22 protein-coding genes are annotated in these 20,662 nt (G+C 49.6%); 18 read left to right on the forward strand and 4 right to left on the reverse strand.

The features are described from left to right. The first annotated feature begins 71 nt into the window (after positions 1–71). From FHS90_RS11500 to FHS90_RS11515, 4 genes are read left to right on the forward strand one after another with little or no spacing between them, the layout of a single operon-like run. The gene (locus FHS90_RS11500) at positions 72–1,079 is read left to right on the forward strand and encodes a sugar phosphate nucleotidyltransferase (protein ID WP_066835166.1); all 1,008 of its coding nucleotides are present in this window, start codon (positions 72–74) and stop codon (positions 1,077–1,079) included. Positions 1,080–1,094: 15 nt separating this feature from the next. Then, positions 1,095–2,849 carry a tetratricopeptide repeat protein gene (locus tag FHS90_RS11505; RefSeq protein ID WP_246386931.1) on the forward strand — a complete coding sequence of 585 codons (1,755 nt, stop codon included), beginning with the start codon at positions 1,095–1,097 and terminating at the stop codon, positions 2,847–2,849. Continuing rightward, the gene (gene lolB1 / locus FHS90_RS11510; RefSeq protein WP_182513149.1) at positions 2,842–3,597 is read left to right on the forward strand and encodes a lipoprotein insertase outer membrane protein LolB1; all 756 of its coding nucleotides are present in this window, start codon (positions 2,842–2,844) and stop codon (positions 3,595–3,597) included. The genes FHS90_RS11505 and lolB1 overlap by 8 nt, the downstream gene beginning before the upstream one ends. Continuing rightward, positions 3,584–4,930 carry a murein hydrolase activator EnvC family protein gene (locus FHS90_RS11515; protein WP_182513150.1) on the forward strand — a complete coding sequence of 449 codons (1,347 nt, stop codon included), beginning with the start codon at positions 3,584–3,586 and terminating at the stop codon, positions 4,928–4,930. The genes lolB1 and FHS90_RS11515 overlap by 14 nt, the downstream gene beginning before the upstream one ends. A gap of 418 nt (positions 4,931–5,348) precedes the next feature. On the opposite strand, the gene FHS90_RS11520 is transcribed toward FHS90_RS11515, so the two are convergent. The 4 genes from FHS90_RS11520 to FHS90_RS11535 form a co-directional block, all read right to left on the reverse strand. Beyond that, positions 5,349–6,068 (reverse strand): SAM-dependent methyltransferase, encoded by a 720-nt coding sequence (locus FHS90_RS11520; RefSeq protein ID WP_182513151.1) that lies wholly within the window; start codon positions 6,066–6,068, stop codon positions 5,349–5,351. 425 nt (positions 6,069–6,493) lie between these two features. Next, positions 6,494–7,261, reverse strand: coding sequence for an alpha/beta fold hydrolase (locus tag FHS90_RS11525; protein ID WP_182513152.1), 768 nt, complete (start codon positions 7,259–7,261; stop codon positions 6,494–6,496). Between the two features lie 42 nt (positions 7,262–7,303). After that, positions 7,304–7,882: a PH domain-containing protein gene (locus FHS90_RS11530; RefSeq protein ID WP_182513153.1), complete on the reverse strand. Its 579-nt coding sequence runs from the start codon at positions 7,880–7,882 to the stop codon at positions 7,304–7,306. Positions 7,883–8,356: 474 nt separating this feature from the next. Next, positions 8,357–9,073 (reverse strand): pyridoxine 5'-phosphate synthase, encoded by a 717-nt coding sequence (locus FHS90_RS11535; protein ID WP_182513154.1) that lies wholly within the window; start codon positions 9,071–9,073, stop codon positions 8,357–8,359. A gap of 135 nt (positions 9,074–9,208) precedes the next feature. Here FHS90_RS11535 and FHS90_RS11540 point away from each other — a divergent pair, with 135 nt between their 5' ends. The 14 genes from FHS90_RS11540 to FHS90_RS11605 all read left to right on the forward strand — a co-directional run bounded on the left by FHS90_RS11540 (position 9,209) and on the right by FHS90_RS11605 (position 20,583). Next, complete coding sequence (locus FHS90_RS11540) at positions 9,209–9,670, forward strand: GatB/YqeY domain-containing protein (protein WP_066835148.1); 462 nt, start codon at positions 9,209–9,211, stop codon at positions 9,668–9,670. Between the two features lie 12 nt (positions 9,671–9,682). After that, on the forward strand, positions 9,683–10,183 hold the full coding sequence (locus tag FHS90_RS11545) for a CvpA family protein (RefSeq protein WP_182513155.1): 501 nt from the start codon (positions 9,683–9,685) through the stop codon (positions 10,181–10,183). Positions 10,184–10,308: 125 nt separating this feature from the next. Next, positions 10,309–10,542, forward strand: a complete 234-nt coding sequence (locus FHS90_RS11550; RefSeq protein WP_066835145.1) for a hypothetical protein — start codon at positions 10,309–10,311, stop codon at positions 10,540–10,542. After that, positions 10,535–10,876 (forward strand): type II toxin-antitoxin system PemK/MazF family toxin, encoded by a 342-nt coding sequence (locus tag FHS90_RS11555; protein WP_066835143.1) that lies wholly within the window; start codon positions 10,535–10,537, stop codon positions 10,874–10,876. The genes FHS90_RS11550 and FHS90_RS11555 overlap by 8 nt, the downstream gene beginning before the upstream one ends. A gap of 112 nt (positions 10,877–10,988) precedes the next feature. Continuing rightward, on the forward strand, positions 10,989–11,561 hold the full coding sequence (locus FHS90_RS11560) for a glutamine amidotransferase-related protein (protein WP_182513156.1): 573 nt from the start codon (positions 10,989–10,991) through the stop codon (positions 11,559–11,561). Positions 11,562–11,599: 38 nt separating this feature from the next. Next, complete coding sequence (locus FHS90_RS11565; RefSeq protein WP_066835139.1) at positions 11,600–12,364, forward strand: alpha/beta fold hydrolase; 765 nt, start codon at positions 11,600–11,602, stop codon at positions 12,362–12,364. Further along, a complete protein-coding gene (locus FHS90_RS11570) occupies positions 12,361–13,026 on the forward strand; it encodes a CBS domain-containing protein (protein WP_066835137.1) in 666 nt (221 codons plus the stop codon). The genes FHS90_RS11565 and FHS90_RS11570 overlap by 4 nt, the downstream gene beginning before the upstream one ends. A gap of 146 nt (positions 13,027–13,172) precedes the next feature. Further along, positions 13,173–14,051, forward strand: a complete 879-nt coding sequence (locus tag FHS90_RS11575) for an NAD kinase (protein ID WP_182513157.1) — start codon at positions 13,173–13,175, stop codon at positions 14,049–14,051. Positions 14,052–14,071: 20 nt separating this feature from the next. Then, positions 14,072–15,142 carry a DUF6089 family protein gene (locus FHS90_RS11580; RefSeq protein ID WP_246386934.1) on the forward strand — a complete coding sequence of 357 codons (1,071 nt, stop codon included), beginning with the start codon at positions 14,072–14,074 and terminating at the stop codon, positions 15,140–15,142. 25 nt (positions 15,143–15,167) lie between these two features. Then, entirely contained in the window at positions 15,168–15,911 is a 744-nt protein-coding gene (porG, locus tag FHS90_RS11585) for a type IX secretion system protein PorG (RefSeq protein ID WP_066835131.1), read from the forward strand. Positions 15,912–15,998: 87 nt separating this feature from the next. Next, positions 15,999–16,751 (forward strand): undecaprenyl pyrophosphate synthase, encoded by a 753-nt coding sequence (gene uppS, locus FHS90_RS11590; protein ID WP_066835129.1) that lies wholly within the window; start codon positions 15,999–16,001, stop codon positions 16,749–16,751. Next, entirely contained in the window at positions 16,751–19,264 is a 2,514-nt protein-coding gene (bamA, locus tag FHS90_RS11595; protein ID WP_182513158.1) for an outer membrane protein assembly factor BamA, read from the forward strand. Before uppS ends, bamA begins: the two co-directional genes overlap by 1 nt. Positions 19,265–19,296: 32 nt before the next feature. Further along, a complete protein-coding gene (locus tag FHS90_RS11600; protein ID WP_182513159.1) occupies positions 19,297–19,968 on the forward strand; it encodes an OmpH/Skp family outer membrane protein in 672 nt (223 codons plus the stop codon). An 18-nt stretch (positions 19,969–19,986) separates the two neighbouring features. Beyond that, positions 19,987–20,583: an OmpH/Skp family outer membrane protein gene (locus FHS90_RS11605; RefSeq protein ID WP_066835125.1), complete on the forward strand. Its 597-nt coding sequence runs from the start codon at positions 19,987–19,989 to the stop codon at positions 20,581–20,583. The last annotated feature ends 79 nt before the right edge of the window (positions 20,584–20,662 follow it).

Here is a 20,662-nt window from a genome sequence, read left to right on the forward strand (position 1 = left end):
ATTTATACTATATCTTAAATCTGGCATTCCCGTAGGAGGCCATACTAATTCAACCTTATTTCAACGTTACTATGAGAATTATTGTACCAATGGCCGGCATGGGCAAGCGCATGCGTCCGCACACGTTAACTGTTCCTAAACCTTTGGTTCCTATTGCCGGCAAGCCTATTGTGCAGCGTCTGGTAGAAGATATTGCCAAGGTTTGCCAGGAACCCATTGAAGAGGTGGCGTTTATCATAGGCCGCTTTGGGAAAGAGGTAGAGGCGAAGCTGCTTAAAATTGCCGAGTCTGTTGGTGCTACGGGTTCCATTCACTACCAGGATGAGCCGCTGGGTACTGCCCACGCCATTCTTTGCGCCAAAGAGGCGTTGAAAGGCAACGTGGTGGTGGCATTTGCAGATACCTTGTTCAAAGCAGATTTCAAACTGGATACTTCGGCCGAAGGCACTATCTGGGTGCAGAAAGTTGAGGACCCGCGCCCGTTTGGCGTGGTGAAACTAAACGACCAAGGCCACATCACCGAGTTTGTGGAGAAGCCGCAGGAGTTTGTGTCTGACCTGGCCATTATTGGTATCTACTACTTCAAAGACGGGGAATACCTGCGCAGCGAGCTGCAGTACCTCATTGACAATGATATCAAAGACAAAGGCGAGTACCAGATCACCAATGCCCTGGAGAACATGAAGAGCAAGGGCTCTGTGTTCATTCCCGGCCAGATCTCTGAGTGGCTGGACTGCGGCAACAAAGATTCTACCGTATACACCAACCAGCGCTATTTGGAGTATATTAGAGACGAAGAAGGTCTAGTGGCCTCTTCTGCCCAATTAACCAATACCGTGATTATTCCGCCGGTTTATGTGGGCGAAAATGTGGTGCTGAACAATTCAGTGGTAGGTCCGCACGTTTCTATTGGAAATAACACACAAGTAAGTGGCTCAGTGGTGAGCAACAGCATTGTACAGGAAAACACAAAAATTGACAACGCGCTGATTTCGAACTCCATGGTAGGAAACCATGTTGTGTACCAAGGCACGCCTGCTGACCTCAGCGTGGGTGACTACAATGTCTTGCGCGGATAGAAGGTGACTTAATTTATGCTGAAAAGAGGACTCACGATAGTGGCCGCTGTGTGCGGAATGGTAGTAGCGGGGGGGAAAGGCTATGCCCAATCTGAGCGCAGAAAGGAAAAACCTGCGGCAGCTGAGGCCGCCGCAGGTTTGCCTGCCTTCACGGCACAGGAGCAGCAGCTAAGTGAGTCCTATTTTCTGGAAGGCATGAAGTTTTTTGTGCTGGAGGAATACGGGAAAGCCCTTGACCGTTTCCAGCGCGCCTACGCCATTAGCCCCACCAATGCCGCGGTCAACTACAAGCTGGCTGAGACCAGCCTGCTGCTGGGGAGCGTGCGGGGAGCGTTGCCTTTTGCCAAGGCCGCACTGGAGTTAGAGCCCAAGAACCAGTACTACCACTTACTGCTGGCCCAGATCTACACCAACCAGCAGCAGTATGAGGAGGCCATCAAAGTCTACGCCCGCCTTACCACTGAACTCCCCAACACAGAGCAGTACCTCTTCAACCTTACAGATCTTTACTTAGCCAAGAACCGGCTAGATGACGCCCTGCGCACCCTGGGGCAGATTGAGGAAAAGTACGGGCTCATAGAGGAGATCTCATTTAAAAAGCAGCAAATCTACCTCAAGCAGAACAATCTGGAGAAAGCACTGGCAGAGGGAAGAAATTTGATTGAGGCCAACCCAGATGAAGTAAAATATCTGTTAGCCCAGGCTGAGATGCTGGCGGCCAACAAGCGGGTGGCAGAGGCCATTCAAATGGCAGAGAAAGCCCTCAAAGTTGCCCCAGACAACGCCTACGGCCGGTTAATGCTGGCAGACCTGCTACAGCAGCAGGGCAAACATGCAGAGGCAGACGTGCAGCTGGAGCTCGCCTTTGGGAACAGCAGCCTGGATATAGACTCTAAGGTGAAGATTCTGGTAGACTACATCAGGCGTTTACCAGATGCCAAAGTAGCCACCCAGGCCATTAAGCTGGCTGAACTGACCACCAAAGCACACCCGCAGGAAGCCAAAGCCTTTGCGGTGGCGGGTGACATCTATGTGAATTCAGACAAAAAGCTGCAGGCGCGGGATAATTACCTGAAAGCGGTGAAACTGGACCCTGGCCACTTCAAAATCTGGCAGCAGATTGTGCTGCTGGATGGGGAGATGAACCACACAGATTCATTGATTGTGCATTCTGAGCGGGCGCTGGAGTTCTTCCCTAACCAGCCTATGTTCTGGTACTACAACGGGGTGGCGCACTTGCTCAATAAGAACTACAGCAAAGGGGCTAAGTCACTGGAGTACGGCCGGCGCATGGCTGGCAATAATGTGGAGCTGCAACTGCAGTTCAACCTGCAGTTGGGAGATGCCTACCACTCTCTGGAGCAGTATGACCTGTCTGACCAGGCGTATGATAGGGTATTGGCTATAGACCCCAACAACCCCCATGCGCTCAACAACTACAGCTATTTTCTCTCTTTACGCGGGCATAACCTGGCCAAGGCCAAGATCATGGCGGGGGTGCTGGTGGCCCAGTTTCCAGACAATGCCACCTACCTAGACACGTACGCATGGGTGCTGTATAAACTCAAAGATTACCAGGAGGCGAAACGCTTGCTAGAAAAAGCCGTAGCCTTATCTTCTGATGCTACCATTATTGAGCACTACGGCGATGTATTGTACCAGCTAGGTTCCCGGGAAGCCGCCCTGAAACAGTGGGTAAGGGCTAATCAGGTTGGTGGTGCCTCTGAGGCCATCAGTAAGAAGATTAAAGACAAGAAACTGTATGAGTAAATATATCTATGCCCTTGGGTTAAGCATGTTAGTCTTAGTAGGGTGTACCAAAAAAGCCGTGCCTGGCGCATCTGCGGCCGCTGAACCTGAGAAAATCAACAAGGTGAGCGTGGTGAACACAGACTACCAGTATTTTTCGGCCAAAGGCAAAATCCAGAGCGAGAACAGCAAGCTAAGCGCAAACCTTACGCTACGCGTAAAGAAGAATGAGGTCATCTGGGCTTCTGTGCAGGCTTTTGGCCTGGAAGCGGCCCGCATGAAGATTACCCCAGACTCAGTGTACCTGGTAAACAGAATGAAAGATGAGTACCTGGTGGGGTCTTATGAAACGCTGCGCAAGCGCTACAACATAGATGTAGATTTCAAGACGCTGCAGGAGATCTTAATTGGCAACTATGTGCCAGGCCCCCCCTCGCTGGAGAAAGTAATCATAGAAGGGCCCGTGCAGCACATCAGGCAACAGCGGGGCAGCCTGCAGGTAGACCAGTTTATTGATACCACCCGCTACAAACTCAAAAGGGTAGAAGTAAGGAACCCGCAGAGCAAAGACCTCATGACGGTAGACTACCAGGATTTTGAGGATTTGAACGGGAAGCCTTTCCCCATGGCGCTGCTGCTTTCTATTCAGCAGCCAGAGGGAGACAACGGGAAAGCATCAACCGTGGGAGTGCGGTTAAGACAGGTTTCTACCTCAGACACTTCTCTGGATTTCCCTTTTTCTGTACCTTCGGGGTATGAACGTAAATAGGTCGGGGATCCTTTTTCTTTTTCTTCTTCTTTTTCTGGTGAGTCCTTACTGCGCAGAGGCGCAGAAGAAATCAACACGCACCACCAAAAAGGCCCCTACTAAGAGCAAAGCCCAGCTGGAGCGCGAAAAGGCGGCCAACCTGCGCCGTATCAAAGAGGCCAACCGCATTCTGGAGCAAACCGCCCAAAAGAAGCAAGCGTCTTTGGGGCAGCTGAACGTGATCAAGGAGAAGATCACCGTGCAGAAGGGCGTGATCAAAAACATCTCCTCAGAGATCACCTACCTCAACAAAGACCTGCAAACCACAGAAGAAAAAGTCTCTGAGACCCAGTCTGACCTGGAGCGGCTCAAGAAGGAGTATGCCCGCCAGATTTACGCCGCCTCCAAAACCGCCAACAGCTACAACAAGCTCATGTTCCTGTTTGCCTCAGAGTCATTCAACCAGATGATGCGCCGCATGCGGTACCTGCGGCAGTACACAGAGGCCCGTAAAAAGCAGGCCGCCGCCATTGAGCAGGTGCAACAGAACCTGAGTCAGCAACTGTCTACCCTCACCACCCAGAAACAGCAGAAAAAAAGCCTGTTAGATGTACAGCTGAAGGAAAACAAAAACCTGCTCACCATGCATGACCAGCAGGACCAGGTGATTCAGCAGTTAAGCCTGCAGGAGCAGTCCCTGAAGCAGGAGGTGGAGAAACGGCAGCAGGCCGTGCGGCAGCTGGATAACCTGATTGCCGAGCTGGTGCGCGAAGAGATTGCCCGCGCCGCCCGTGCGGCAGAGGCCGCGGCCAAGGCCAAAGCCGCCCGTGAAGCCGCCGCCGCCGCCAAGGCCGGAAAACCCGTCCCAGAACCGACAGAGCCCGCCAGATCTACCGCCAGCACCAACCGCGTAACCCTTACCCCAGAAGGAGCCGCCCTCTCCTCAAACTTTGCCAGCAACAAAGGCCGTTTTGCGTGGCCGGTGGGCCGCGGGTTTATCTCCCAGCGTTTTGGGCGCCATAACCACCCCGTACTCAGAGGTGTGGTGGTAGAGAACCGCGGCATTGATATTCAGACCGGTGCCAATGAGCAGGTGCGTTCTATCTTTGGCGGAAAAGTATTGGCGGTACAGACCATACCGGGCATGAACAACATTGTCATGATCCAGCACGGCGAATATTTTACCGTCTACGCCAAGCTGCGCACTGTGAATGTGTCTGAAGGGCAGGAGGTAGACGCCAAACAAGCCATTGGCACCGTTTATACAGATGCTGAGGGCACCTCTGAGCTCCAGTTCCAGATCTGGAAAAACCAGTCTAACCTGAACCCCGAAGGCTGGCTGCAGCGGAAATAGTGATTTCTGTTTTCGGGCTGTTTTCTGAAAAACAGCCCGAAAACAGCAGTGCCTCAATTCTTCTTTCTACGGAAGAAATTCACTCTACCTGTCCTGCTAAAGGGATCTTGCGCGCGAAACGTAATAGCAGTAACTGCCCCGTTTTTCTAGTTTTTGAAAATAGGTTGCTGTAAAGGTTAACTTCCTGTTTTTAGCCTGTTTTTCAGAAAATAGCCCCAAAACGCAAAAAGCGGTATTCCTTCTCCCTCTGGGAGAAGGTTAGGGTGAGGGTAAATGGTTGGGAGTTAAAACGTACGTTGACCGTTTGTCATGCAGATTGCCAAAGCAATCCATACCTGTTCTTTGCGTTTTAGGCCTGTTTTGGCCAAAACAGGCCTAAAACGCAAAGTTCACATTTGTCTTCGGCAAAGCCGGAGAATTACCTTCTATAGATCAGAAAGACGGCCGGTTGTTTGTGCAGGTCCGGTATCTTGCCTTTCCACTCGCTTACTTTGAGCGTTTTGATGAACTCATTGGGCCCCGTGATGTTGGCGGCAATGCAGAGCTTGGTGTCTTTGCCCAGGTTCTGCAGCAGGTCATCAATCATCTGGCGGTTGCGGTAGGGCGTCTCCATGAAAATCTGGGTCTGGTCTTTCTGCACCATCTCCTTCTCCAGCGCCCGTAATGCCTGAATCCGGTCCCGCTTCTCAATGGGCAAGTAGCCATGAAAGGCAAAGCTTTGCCCGTTGAACCCAGACGCCATCAGCCCCATCAATATCGCCGATGGCCCCACCAGCGGCACCACCTTCACGCCATGTTGGTGCGCCAGTCGCGCCAACTCCGCACCAGGGTCGGCCACGCCGGGGCAGCCTGCCTCTGAGATGATGCCGCCGTCTTGCCCGGCCAGCAATGGTTTTAAAGCGGCAGTCAGTTCGGTATCAGAAGAGTTCTTGTCAATGACCGTGATGGCCAGTTCCTCAATGACCTGCGCGGGCGCAATGGATTTGATGTAACGGCGGGCGGTGCGGGCGTTCTCTACCATGAAATAGGTCAGCCTGCCGGTCACTTCGGCCACCTGCGGGGAAATGACCGCCGCCGCGGTGTCATCGGCCAGAACCGTGGGGATTAAGAAAAGCGTGCCTTTGGCGGAAGTGGTCATAAGTTATTGGTACTGGTTCTGGTGGGTAATGCTACTGCGGGCAGTCAGATGCCATGTTTTCTGGGGGCTTTTGTTCTTCCCCAGGCTTCTTCTCTTTTCTAGCCTAGTTCTTTTTCTGTCATCCTGAAAGGATCTTTGGGGCGAGCGGTAGTAGCTTTACATAAAACGCTTCTCTTGCTCGCCACCAAGATTCTTCCAGAATGACAAAAAAGGAGGACGGCATCTGGTATAAACTAAACTACTTAAATAAACGCTATGGCTGTGCGGCTACAAGGGCCTTACAGAATGACACAAGCGGGGAAAGAGCTGTTCCTGAAAACAGATTTAGCAAGTCTGGAGGGGTTGAAACGCCTTTGCCGTTTGCCCACAAGGTTCTTTCAGAATGACAAAAGTGGAGGGAAAATGGCTTTCAATTTCCGCCAGCCTTACCCCTGCAAAAACGCCATTGACAGTTTGAAGAACTCCTGCGGCTGTTCGGCGTGCAGCCAATGGCCGGCGTTTTCAATGGTCTGTATCTCTGCGTTGGGGAACAAGCGCTTGATTTGCTCGGTGTCCTGCTCGGGTTTGATGTAGCGCGAGTTGCCGCCGCGTAGGAACAACGTAGGTTTGGTGAACGGCGTGTCTGACTCAATGTTGCCCAGAATAGAATCCAGGTTGGCCTCTATTGACTCCAGGTTCAAGCGCCACGCAAATTTGTTATCCTCGGTGCGGTACAGGTTTTTGAGCAGGAACTGGCGGGTGCCGAAGTCCGGGACTTTCTGGGCCAGTTGGTCATCGGCATCCTGCCGGCTTTCCAAAGATTCTAAGTCAATGGAATGGAAGCCTTCCAAGATATCGTCATGGTGCGGCGGGTAAGCTTTGGGCGCAATGTCAGCTACTAAGAGTTTTGAAAGCTTGTCTGGGTGCTGCAGCGCGAAATTCATAGCTACTTTCCCGCCCATGGAGTGGCCTAAGATGGCGGCGTCCTGAATCTGGTGCTGGTCAATGAATTCCCGCAGGTCATCAGACATGTGCTGGTAGCTGAAGTCTGGCGTGTGCGGTGACCGGCCGTGGTTGCGCTGGTCAATCAGGTAGACCTTGAAGTGCTCGGCGTAATACTTCCCCAGTGTCTGCCAGTTGTCTGAATACCCGAAAAGGCCGTGGAGAATCAAGAGCGGCGAGCCTTCGCCTATGGTGCGGTAGTGTAATTCCATGAGATTGAAGTTGACGTGCAAAAGTAACTTTTCTGACCTGTTTTACAGAAAACAGACCCATTTCGTTCTGGTTTGCAGCGGCACGTAGGGCCAAAGAGCCTTCAGTTGATTTAAATCAATGAGCAGCGAAGTGATGGTGACTGCCCTTCCGTCCTGCAGCGTGAGCGTGAGATAACCGTAGTCTTTCCAGAAGACGCTTTTAGACGAGCACCGTGTCTCCAGTATGTGCCTAATTTGGCTTTGCTGCAACAGGTATTTCTGCCCCGGCCGGAGCAGCAGTGCGGTTCTGGTGTCTTTCTCCAACTCCAGCGCGCTTTCCCGCTCATGCCGCCAGTACTGGAAATGCACCAGCAGGGTGGGCAAGGAGAACAAAAACAGGATTCCGCCCAGGGCGATGGCCAAAATACGCTCAAGGTGCGTGTCTGTATGCTCGCGCAGCAGCAACCCGAACATGACCAAAGCCAGCCAGAAGCTAATCAACGACCAGAACACCAGCTTAAACTGCCGCGCCGGCGTGAGATAATACACCCGGCCCTGCCGATTAAACACGCGCAGCAGGAACCGCACCACAAAATGCGCCACCACCACAAAGGCCGCTATCTTGAACAGCATGCCTAGCATGGGCGGTGCGTTTTAGGGCTGTTTTTCTGAAAACAGGTTAAAAACAGGGGGTGGGTCATGGGGTGATTTTTCTCTTAAAAAGGTGGCGGTGAAGCTATTATCCTCTGATGCTTTTTTTGAGGCAGCCCTGTTACTTTTTTGTCATCCTGAAAGGACCTTGTGGGCGAACGGGAGCAGAGTTTCTACAGACGCCTTCACTCCCTTTTGTCATCTTGGAAAGACCTAGGTGGCGAACGGTAACAGCGATTGCTGAATGCTTTTCTAGTTCGCCCACAAGTTCCTTTCAGGATGACAGAGTGGGAGAGGGGCTTGCGAAACAAGGCTTCTTGGGCCATTTAAATTTTATTCTTCTTGCCTCTGTCTCTGCTCTCGCTTTCCCAATCTATCCTCATGGTGCAGTTGTCTGCTTGTGCCTTACATAATTACCGTTTTCGGCCTGTTTTTTGAAAAACAGGCCGAAAACGGAAAACACCATCAATAATTCAACTGTCGCAGGTACAGCTGAATGGTGTTCTCCAGGCCCAAATACAGCGCGTCACAGATAAGGGCGTGGCCGATGGAGACCTCAGCCAAATTGGGCAGCTGCTCTTTGAGGTAGCGAAGGTTGTCTAAGTCTAAGTCATGGCCGGCGTTCAGGCCCAGACCACATTCCGCAGCTACGCGGGCCGCCTCAGCGTAGGGCTTTACGGCGGCTTCGCGGTTGGTTAAATATTGGTGGGCGTAGGCTTCGGTGTAGAGCTCTATGCGGTCGGTACCGGTGAGGGCGGCACCTTCTACCTGCGCGGTGATGGGGTCTACGAAGATAGAGGTCCTAATGCCCAGCTCTTTGAATTGGGCAATCACGTCTACCAGAAAATCTTTGTGTTTAAGCGTGTCCCAGCCGGCGTTGGAGGTGATGGCATCAGGCGCGTCTGGCACCAGGGTCACCTGTTCGGGCTTCACTTCTTTGACTATCTTGATGAAGTCGGGGGTGGGGTTGCCTTCAATGTTGAACTCGGTGGTGACCACTTTTTTGAGGTCGTACACGTCTTGGTAGCGTATGTGGCGCTCGTCTGGCCGCGGGTGCACGGTGATACCCTGCGCCCCGAACCGCTCGCAATCCAGGGCGGCCTGTACTACGTTAGGGCGGTTGCCGCCGCGGGCGTTCCGCAACGTGGCTATTTTATTTATATTTACGCTGAGTTTGGTCATGGTGCAAAAGATTTACGTTTCTCCTACGGGAAATATAAACGTGTTCTTCGGCAAATATAAAACAAACTACGCGGCACTTGCCTAAATGATTTTCACACCGCCGCTCTTTGACCGGAGCGGAATAACTTTAAAACTATGAGCCTGAAAGAAAAAGTAGAAGCCGGTATCAAACAAGCCATGCTGGCCAAAGATAAAACCCGCCTGCAGGCGCTGCGCGGAATCAAATCGCAGATTCTGCTGGCCGAGACCGAGAAAGGCGCCGCCGAGGCCCTCACGCCAGACGCTGAGCTGAAGCTGTTGACCAAAGCCGCCAAACAGCGCCGCGAGTCGGCGGAGGTGTACCGTGCCCAGTCCCGCACCGACTTGGAGGAGATTGAATTGGCCGAGCTGGCCATTATTGAGGAATTCCTTCCGCAGCAACTAGACGAGGGAACCCTGCGCGAGCGCCTGCTGGAAATCATTCAGCGCGTGGGTGCCCTGGGGCCGTCTGACATGGGCAAAGTGATGGGCGTGGCCTCCCGTGAGTTGGCCGGCCAAGCCGATGGCAGAGCCATTTCCAGCGCCGTGAACGCGCTCCTCAACAACCCGAACGCCTAAGTTTTACTCAGATTGAGCACGTTTGATTATTTCCTGCTGCTGCCGGTGGCGTACGGGGCCTTCCGGGGCTTTTTCAGAGGGGTGGTGCTGGAGCTGGCGTCTATGGTGACGCTGGTGGTGGTCACGGTCTTCGGGGTGAAGCTGGTGAGCCTGGCCACGCCGTACGTGCAGGAATGGCTGGGCACCGGGGCCGGATTTGTGGCCTATCTGCTGGTATTTGTGGGCATCGGGTTTGCCGTGCGCGCCATGGGCGTGGTGGTGAAAAAAGCCGTGCACCTCACGCCCTTCGGGATGATGGATAACCTGCTGGGCGCGGCCGTGGGCGGCGGGAAGTGGGCCTTTGCCATCTGCCTGCTGGTGTACTTCGCCCATTCTACCGGCGTAGATACTATGTTCCAGACCACCCGCGAGTCAAGCGTGTATCCCTTCTTTGTTGACGCCGCGCCCAACGCCTGGGCCTTTGTGCAATGGGTAATTCCCTTCGGGAAAGAGGCGTTGGAGGATTTTGCTTGAGGTTTCTGTTTTCGGCCTGTTTTGGCTAAAACAGGCCGAAAACAGAAAATAACATTCAGCTTGCAAAGAAGTAAGAATGAAATATTTTATCCCCATTTCCGTATCTTACACAAAAGGAAAGAACTATGAGAGCGATTGAGGTAACGGGGAAAATAGATAAGAAAGGAAATCTGCTGTTAGACAATCCTTTGCTGATGAGGGAGAAAAACGTAAAGGTGATTATTCTCCTGTCTGATGAAGATGAGCAAGAGGAAAAGCTGTGGTTGAAGGCAATGGCCGGTAATCCGGCGTTTGATTTCCTGAAGGATGAGCAAGAGGATATCTACAAACTCACCGACGGCAAGCCGTTCCATGACTAAAGGGAAAATCATACTGGTGCCTTTCCCGTTTGATGATTTCAGCGGGGCCAAAGTACGACCAGCCGTCTGCCTGACCAATGAAATCGGCTTTTACAACCATGTGGTGATTGCCTTTATCAGTAGCCAACTTCCGCCATCGCTTGAACCAACTGACGTACTCATTGAGAAGAAAAGCAAAGACTTTAAACCCACCGGGCTTTCTGTTGATTCTGTCATTAAGCTTCACAAAATAGTAACCATACCGAAGAATTTAATCAAAAGGCAGTTGGGTTTTCTTTCAACCATGCAACAGACAGAGATAGATAAGAAATTGAAAATCCTGTTTGATTTATAGGAGCTATCCGTAATTAACATTTACCGTTCTATCCTCCCGTTTCCAGCCTCTTTTCCCCAAAACAGGCCAAAAACAGAAATATCTTTTTCCCACCTCCGCCCGTTTCTTCCCTGTGCTGCTGCTCTTAGACAACTTTGATTCGTTTACCTACAACCTCTATGACTACTTCCGGCAGTTGGGCGCAGAGGTGGAGGTGCGGCGCAATGATGTGCCGCTGGAAGAACTGCAAGAGCTTCCGCTGAAGGGCATTGTGCTGTCGCCGGGGCCGGGTACGCCAGAGAAGGCGGGTGTGATGCCAGCGGTCATTGAGCACTACCATGCGCGGCTGCCCATGCTGGGCATTTGCCTGGGGCACCAGGCGCTGGGGCAGTTCTTCGGGGCTAGGGTGGTGAAAGCCATCAGGCCCATGCACGGCAAAATCTCCCACATCCGCTGCGCGGAAGACCCAATCTTTGACCAAATACCCCCAACGGTGCAGGTGGTGCGGTACCATTCGCTGGTGTTGCAGGAAACCCCAGAGGCCATTGTGCCGCTGGCGCAAACGCAGGAGGGCGAACTCATGGCGTTCAGGCACCGTACCTTGCCCTTATATGCGCTGCAGTTTCATCCGGAGGCCGCGCTTACGCAGTACGGACTGCAGATGCTCAAAAATTGGCTGAATATTGCTAATATTACACCTCTATAGTTGTTTCTATTGACCAATCATACAAGCGATTTTCTCACATGAACTTGGAAATCAAGAAGGAAGGCGGGTTTGAATACATTGACGAAGGCCAGGGCGAAGTGCTTCTGTTGCTGCACGGCCTGTTTGGGGCGTTGAGTAACTGGCACGGCGTGGTCTCTTATTTCCAGAAAAATTACCGCGTGGTGATTCCGCTCATGCCCTTGTATGAGATGCCGCTCACCCAGGCCAGCGTGCCCGGGCTGGTGGAGTTTGTAGAGGAATTTGTGGCGTACAAGCAACTGTCAGACTTAAGTTTATTAGGAAATTCGTTGGGCGGGCACGTGGCGCTGGAGTACACGCTCAAGAACCCCAGCCACGTGAAGCGGCTGGTGCTCACCGGCAGCTCGGGCCTGTTTGAAGACTCCATGGGCGGCTCGTTCCCCAAGCGCGGCAACTATGAGTTTGTGAAAGAGCGCGTAGAGTACACGTTCTATGACCCCAAAGTGGCCACCAAAGAACTGGTTGACGAGGTGTTTGACATCACCAACAGCAACCCCAAGGTTCTCAGAATCATTTCTATTGCCAAATCCGCGCAGCGGAACAACATGGGCAAGGACCTGGTAAACATTCAGGCACCCACGCTGTTAATCTGGGGACTGAATGACACCATCACGCCGCCCATGGTGGCGCATGAGTTCAATAGATTAATCCAGAATTCGGAACTGCATTTTATTGACCATTGCTGCCACGCGCCCATGATGGAACATCCAGACGCTTTTAACAGTATCTTAGAGAAATTCCTGCTAAAGACTTCGTCTGTATGATTGCTGAAGAACTGATAAACCAGATGGTGCCGCCCCTCAAACTCTCTGACTCTGGTGAGAAAGCCGTGCGTTGGATGGAAGAGTTCCGGTTGAACCAGCTGCCCGTGGTCAAGAACAGAAAATACCTGGGCCTGGTCACCGAAGAAAACGTGCTGGAGGCGAAAGACATGGACCTGGTGCTGGAGAACATTCCGTTTGACTTTGAGCACGTGCACGTGCAGCAGAACCAGCATTTTTACAACGTCATGGAAGTGGCCATCAAAAACAAGATTCAGGTGGTGCCGGTCTTAGATGATTTGCAGGAATACCTGGGCGTGATTACCGTGAATGACACCATTGCCGCCTTCGGGCAAATGTCTGCCATGCAAGGACAGGGCGGCATTCTGGTGCTCTGCATGGCCGAGCGTGACTATTCTTTGAGTGAGATCAGCCGGCTGGTGGAGTCAAACAACGCCAAGATCCTGAGCGCCTACGTCTCACCAGATGAGGCCGACATCTTCAAGATGAAGCTCACGCTTAAAATCAACACCGTTGACCTGACCCGTATTGTGGCTACCTTGGAGCGGTTCGGCTACAAAATCACCGCCCAGTTCCAGGACGGCGCAGAAACCCAAGATGACAATGACCGCCTTGATTTGCTCATGCGGTATCTGAATATTTAAATAGTGCAGTTGTAGCCGCTGTCAGGTTCAATAGCTGTTTTTGGCCTCTTTTTCTGAAAACAAAGCAAAACTGCGGTAGCTTCTAGTGCCTTTCCTTATAGTCTGGGACTTAACTAGACCTAGCCTCTAACAGACCAGCCTCTGTCATGAAAGTAGCAATCATAGGTAAACCAGTGAAAGAAGAGGTGGTGCCCTTTGTGCGGCAGCTTTTTGAGATCCTGCTACGCCAAGGTATACAGGTGACGGTCTCAGAGAGCTTTGCTGAATGCCTGACACCACATCTCTCTATTCCCCCTGAAGCTGATTTTTACAACCGAGAGACCAATTTACAAGATGTCTCTCATATGCTCAGCCTGGGCGGAGACGGTACCTTGCTGGATGCCGTCACGTATGTTGGGCCGCTGCAGATTCCCATTATGGGAATTAACATGGGGCGTCTGGGCTTTCTGGCGTCTGTGCCCTATGCCCAATTAGAGTCTGCCGTTGATGGTCTTTTGAAAGGGCATTATACCATTGAAGAGCGTTCTTTGATCCATCTTGACAGTGATCAGGAAGTTTTTGACGGCATAAACTTCGGGCTGAACGAATTTTCAATTTTAAAGCGCGATACTTCATCTATGATTGCGGTGCATACGTACATAGACGGGGAATATCTGAACTCCTATTGGGCAGACGGTTTGATTGTAGCTACGCCTACCGGTTCTACCGGCTATTCACTTAGCTGCGGTGGCCCGGTGATGATGCCACAGACAAACAATTTTGTCATATCACCCGTATGCCCTCATAACCTGAATGTACGCCCTCTGGTAGTCTCAGACAGAAGTGTGATTTCGTTTGAGATTGAAGGAAGGAGTACCAGGTACCTTGTGTCTTTAGATTCCAGGTCAAGACCGGTAGATGCTTCTATTCAGTTAGCGGTGCGCCGGGAGGATTTCAATGCAAGATTAGTAAAGCTAAATCAGGTTAACTTTTTAACCACTTTGCGTACTAAAATGCACTGGGGACTGGACCAACGAAATGGTTAAGAAATAGTTATATATTCATAATGTCTATATATCTGCTTCTTATATTGAAAAATAGTTATAATTTTGCCCGTGGCAGTACAAGTAAATTGTGCTGCAAAAAAGATTTATTAGTAACAGTTGATGGCATGAAAAACATATTCTCTACTTCTTTGATTTTGCTTACCTTGGTTTTTGCCTCTATGCCGGAGGTTGAAGCACAGCGTTTTAACAGAAGGAACTTGTATAACAGTGTAGGGGTAAGCTTGAATGCCATGAATTACTTTGGTGATGTAACCCCTGAGGCCGACTTTACCAGCTTGCGCTTAAGTTCTACCAGACCAAGTTTGTCTGTCTTCTTCACCAGAAAATTTACCCCCAGGATTTCTGGTAGGGCTACTTTTACTTGGGGCCGTATAACGGGTGATGACAGCAAAAGTGCTTCACCAGATGAGAGTGAAAACTTGCCACGCTATAGACGTAATCTAAGCTTTAGAAATGATATCAAGGAGTTAAGCACCGTTGCGGTGTTTGATCTATTTGAAAACCGCAGAACCTACTTGCGGCGTCCTGATTTCACCCCTTATGCCTTTGCCGGGGTGGCTGTCTTCCACCACAACCCCAAAGCTTACTATGACGGAGGTGCTATCCCTACAGGTTGGTATGAACTGCAGCCTTTAGGAACAGAAGGTCAGTACGCAGAGAACGGTGAAGGCTATCCAAAACCATACAGCCGGGTGCAGTTTGCGATTCCTGTAGGTTTGGGTGTCAAGTACAGATTGGATAAGCGCTGGGATGTTGGGTTTGAGATTACGTGGCGTAAAACATTCACTGATTACATTGATGATGTGAGTACTGTTTATGCAGACAAGGCTGACTTAAACCCTGTTGCTGCTGTTTTATCTGATAGAAGCGCGGCCGCGGCGGGATCTCTCCCTCAGGACAATCCTAGAAATATACCTGTCACTGATGCTAGTGGCTACCCTCATCTGCGTGGTTACGGCCTGAAAGGCGATCAGCGGGGAGATTCATCTGACAAGGACTGGTATATTACCACGGGTGTAACCTTAACGTATATTTTGCGTCCTAACGTGAGAGGACCTAAATTCCGTTAATCCGGATATATTTGAGTATTAGTACATGATTCTACAGAACGTACGCACACTCCTTATTTGCGCCTTGGTTCAAATAGGGAGTGTTTTTTTTGTGGCCCCTGTTTGTGCCCAACAGCAGGAGCGCAGCACCAGTGAACTGGGGCTTGGTATTGGAGGTGTGGTGTACAAAGGTGATGTAGCCCCCAGGTACCGTTTCCTGAGCAATAGACCTGCGCTTACAGTTTTTTATAAAAAAGATATGTCCCGCGCGCTTGCCCTGAGGGGAAGTTTGCTGCTGGGGCGAATAACTGCCAAAGATGAGCAGTATGCTGAACGGCATCCGCTCGCTGATTTTAGAAAAGCTACCGTTACTACCAGCATGCTGGAGCTTGCCGCAGGTATAGACTACAATTTTCTGGACTATTATGATTTCAGGAGAAGGGTAAGATGGACACCGTACTTTACCCTGGGCGTAGCCGGCTTGGTTTATAACAACAAAACCACTGCGGTGAATCCTGAAATTATTTATCCGGCCAATAATAATAGTAATGATCCTTACCGTACCTCATTTGCTTTGGCGGTTCCTATAGGAGTGGGAGCCAAATATGCCCTGTCGCATAGATGGAACCTGGGGCTGGAGTTTGGGGCAAGAATGCTGTTTACAGATGATTTTGACAACCTTTCGCTTCAGAATGAGCGGGTAATGAACCAGCATGACAAAGACTGGTACTTCTACAACGGCATCAGTATTTCCTACACTTTTTACAGAATCAACTGCCCCACCTTCTAATTAATCTCTTCGTATTAAGGGAACAAGAATTCTTTAATAGGTATTATTTGTCAGGCTTTTCCTAAATTGCATTGAAATTTCTTTTTAATGAGCCTCAAGGAAAAGTTAGATCTAGGCAATTTGCCACAACATGTTGCCGTTATCATGGACGGGAACGGACGGTGGGCGAAGAAAAAGGGGAATCTTAGAATATTTGGTCACCAAAATGCTATCACAGCAGTACGGGATACGGTTGAGGCAGCGGCAGAACTGGGAATAAAGTTCCTGACCCTGTACGCGTTTTCTACTGAGAACTGGTCAAGACCCAAATATGAGGTAGATGCCCTTATGCAGTTGTTGGTGAACACCATCCGGAAGGAGACGGATACCTTAACGAAGAATAATATCAGACTGCAGGCAATTGGGGACCGGGAGGCGCTGCCGAATGCCTGCAGGAGAGAGCTGGAGGAGGCTATTCAATTAACCAGCCAAAACTCCAGAATGACGTTAGTCTTAGCCCTGAGTTACAGCGGCCGTTGGGAACTGGTCAATGCTATGAAGCAGGTGGCTTCTTTGGTAGAACAAGGGAAACTGTCTGCTGCTCATATTACTGAAGAAACCATTCAGCAGCACCTGACTACTGCTGGCATCCCTGACCCTGAACTGTTAATCAGAACCAGCGGCGAACAGCGAATCAGTAACTTCTTACTGTGGCAATTGGCTTACACAGAGCTGTATATAACAGATTTGCTGTGGCCAGATTTCAGGAAGGAGCATTTATACGAAGCCATTTTTGCCTTTCAGCAGCGGGAACGACGGTTTGGCAAAACAAGTGAACAATTACAAAAAGCACATTCTTAATGAGTAAGTACTTTTGGCTGTTATGCCTTCTAGTAATGTCTGGTGTAACGGCTACGGCCCAAATCAGGCTTGGTGTTGGTAGCAGCAGTGCAGCAGCCTCTATTGATTACGCGAATCCGCGTAAATATGAAATTGGTGGTATTACCGTAAGTGGGGCAAAGTTCCTAGATCCTAATACGTTAATTTCATTAACCGGTTTAAAAATTGGAGATGAGATTGAAGTTCCGGGAGACGCTATTGGCAGAGCCATTCAAAAGCTATGGGACCAAGGTATTCTGGGTGGGGTAGATGTGAGAGCCACTAAAATTGAGGGAGATAAGATTTATCTTGATTTTTTCCTGACAGAAAGACCAAGGCTGTCCCGCTTTGAGTTCTCTGGCGTCTCCAAATCAAATGCTGAAGATATTCAGGAAAAGATTTCTTTGAACAAAGGAAGGGTGGTGACAGATGCGTTGCTCAACTCTACCCGCACTGCCGTGCAGAAGTTTTATCAGGAAAAAGGCTTTTTGAATGCACAGGTAGTGATCAAACAGACGCCGGATTCTGTCATTGCCAACAGTGTAGCGCTTGAGATAAAAGTTGACAAGGGTGAAAAAGTGAAGATTGGTGATATTGAGATTGCCGGCAACGAAGCCTTTAGTGATAGAAAACTGAAAAAGCAGTTAAAGAAAACCAAAGAGAAAAGCTTCTATAAGATCTTTACCAGTTCAAAGTTTCAGAAATCTGAGTATGAGCAAGACAAAAAGCTCTTGATTGACTTCTATAACAAAGAAGGTTACCGAGATGCGACCATTGTCTCTGATTCTATCTATAAAATTAACGATGACCGTATTGGCATTAGGCTGGTGGTAGATGAAGGCAACAAATATTACTTCAGAAATATTACCTGGAGGGGGAACTACATTTATGATGATGCCGTCCTGAACCGCGTGCTCGGTTTGGAGAAAGGCGATGTTTACAATAAGGAGGAGCTAGACAAGCGACTCAACTATGATCCAACCAGAGGTACAGATGTGACTTCTTTGTATATGGATGATGGTTATCTGTTTTTCCAGATTGAGCCGGTAGAAGTGGCAGTGGTAGGTGACTCTATTGATTTAGAGCTGCGCATCAGTGAAGGTTCTCAGGCAAAAATTAATGCGATTACTATACAAGGCAATACTAAGACCAGTGACCATGTGGTGCTGCGTGAACTGCGTACTTTGCCGGGGCAGAATTTTAGCCGGGCTATGTTGATTCGTTCTCAGCGTGAATTAGCTACCCTTGGCTATTTTGACCCAGAGAAAATTGGCATGAATCCTATTCCTAATCAAGAGAATGGGACGGTTGATATTCAATATACTGTTGAGGAACGGCCCAACGACCAGATTACCCTTTCCGGTGGATGGGGTGGTGGACTAGGTGCGGTTGGAACCGTAGGTCTGGTCTTGAACAACTTTTCCCTCAGAAAAGCAGGCAACTGGAAAGAATGGAGACCTGTTCCTTCTGGTGATGGCCAGCGTCTGGCATTGAATGTACAAGCCAACGGAAAACGCTACCAGTCTTACTCCCTTTCATTCACTGAGCCATGGTTGGGCGGACGCAGACCTAATGCTTTCACAGTGAGCTTGAGCAAATCAATTCAGCGGTTCTCTCAGGCTAATGACCTGGGGCAGTTAGAAGATGCTCATATTGATATTACCGGTGTTTCTACAAGCCTTGGCCGTAGATTGAGATGGCCAGATGATAACTTTACACTGAGTAACTCTCTGTCTTACTACAGATATAATATGAGTAACGGGGCGTTAATCTTCCCCAATTACGCTGAAGCGGCCAATTTGAAAGATGCCAACAATATCTCCTTTATAACCTCTTTCTCCAGAAACAGTATTGACCAACCTACCTATCCGCGTATGGGGTCATCTATTGGGTTGACGGCTACCTTTACGCCGCCCTACTCCCTGTTCAAGGATAATACCAATAACTTCCAGTGGATTGAATTCCATAAGTGGATGTTTGATGCCTCTTGGTTCCACTCCCTTAGTGGCAATGGAAAGCTGGTTTTGAATACAAGAGCCCACTTTGGTTTCATAGGGTCTTATAGCTCCAAAAGCAATATTGGTCCATTTGAAAGATTTAGGTTAGGTGGTTCTGGTCTTGGCGGGGGTGGTTTTATTGTGGCCACTGACTATATTGGCCTCCGGGGGTATGAAGATGAGAGTATTACTCCGCTGGGGACACCGGGTGGTATAGCTTTCAACAAATACGTTGCTGAACTACGTTATCCCATCTCATTGAACCCTGCCGCTACAGTATTTGTTCTTGGGTTTGCAGAGGCAGGTAACAACTTTGGTACTTACCGTGAATATGATCCCTTTAAGCTGTACCGTTCTGTTGGCCTTGGAGCCAGGGTGTTCATGGCGGCGTTCGGGTTACTTGGGTTTGACTATGGTTGGGGCTTAGATGACGTGCCCGGCAGGCCAGGTGTGAATGGTGGGCAGTTCCACTTTATTATTGGTCAGCAGATCAGATAAAGTTGGTAAGGTTATTGTAATAAGTGTAACAAATGAAAAAGCTGAAGTATCTTGTAGCCATAAGCCTGTTCTTGCTGTGTAGCAAGGTTTCTTATGCGCAGCGCTTTGGCTATATAGACTCAGAATTTATTTTGAGTAAAATGCCGGCTTACGCCCATGCCCAATCTGAAGTTGAAAAACTTTCTCAGGGGTGGCAAAAGGAAATGGAGGGTATGCATGCTGAACTGGAAAAACTCCAGAAGAGTTACCAGGCAGAAGAGATTCTCCTGACCTCTGATATGAAAGTGAAGCGGCAGGAGGAAATTACCCGGAAGGAGAATGAGTTGAGAGAATTCCAACGTAAGACGTTTGGCTTTGAAGGCTCGCTTTTTAAAAGGCGTCAGGAAATGATTAGGCCTGTGCAAGACCAATTGTTTGAGGCGGTTGAGAAGGTAGTGCGCAAAAGAGGCTTGAACTTTATGTTTGATAAGTCAGGGGATGTGGTGATGCTATATACAGACCCTAGACATGATTATACTGAATTTGTGCTGGAGGAATTAGGTTTGACTACCCCTGAAATGAGTATCCCCGGAGAAAGGCCGGCAGGCGCTCTGGTAGATGACCCGGCTGACATTCCACCTATCCCGGCAGGGGGAAATGACACAAATAGCAAACCTGCCACCCCAGGCCGTAAGCCTGCACCTGTTAAAAAGAAAAACAATTAAACAAACTAATACCTTACAATGAACAAATTGAAATCTCTGTTGGTAGCCGCTTTCTTACTTGTGAGTGTGGCTTCATTTGCACAGACTGGAACCGTAAAGATTGGGTACACCAACGCCAACTACATTATCAGCCAATTGCCTGAGAGCCGCCAGATTGAATCTGATTTGAAAGCCGCAAGCAGCCAATTTGAAAAAGAACTTCAGAATAAATACAAAGATTATGAAGCCAAAGCGAAAGCTTATCAGGCTGGTGTTTCTACTATGACTGACGTAATCAAAGCTGATAGAGAAAAAGAGTTGATGAACCTGCGTACTCAAATTGAGGAGTTTCAGCGTAATGCAGACGCTTCCCTTCAAAAGAAAGAGCAGACTGCTTTAGAGCCGGTAATGAATAAAATTCAGAAGGCAATTGATGAAACCGCTAAAGAAAATGGGTATACCCACATTTTCACTGCTGAAGCTCTCTTGTATGGCCCGGAAGACGGTAATAATTTCACAGATCTGGTTCTAAAGAAATTAGGTGTAACCCCGGCCCCTAAAGGTGCTGCTCCTACAACTTCTCCTGCGGCTTCTTCTAAGCCTGCTGGAACTACCGCACCTGTTAAGAAGAAGTAATCTCTTAGATAGTTTTAGTAAGAGCCGGTGGCATTGTGCCATCGGCTCTTTATTTTTGCGCTAAACTTTCCAAAACCAG

Source organism: Rufibacter ruber (assembly GCF_014138425.1).
In the GTDB taxonomy this organism is placed as follows: domain Bacteria; phylum Bacteroidota; class Bacteroidia; order Cytophagales; family Hymenobacteraceae; genus Nibribacter; species Nibribacter ruber_C.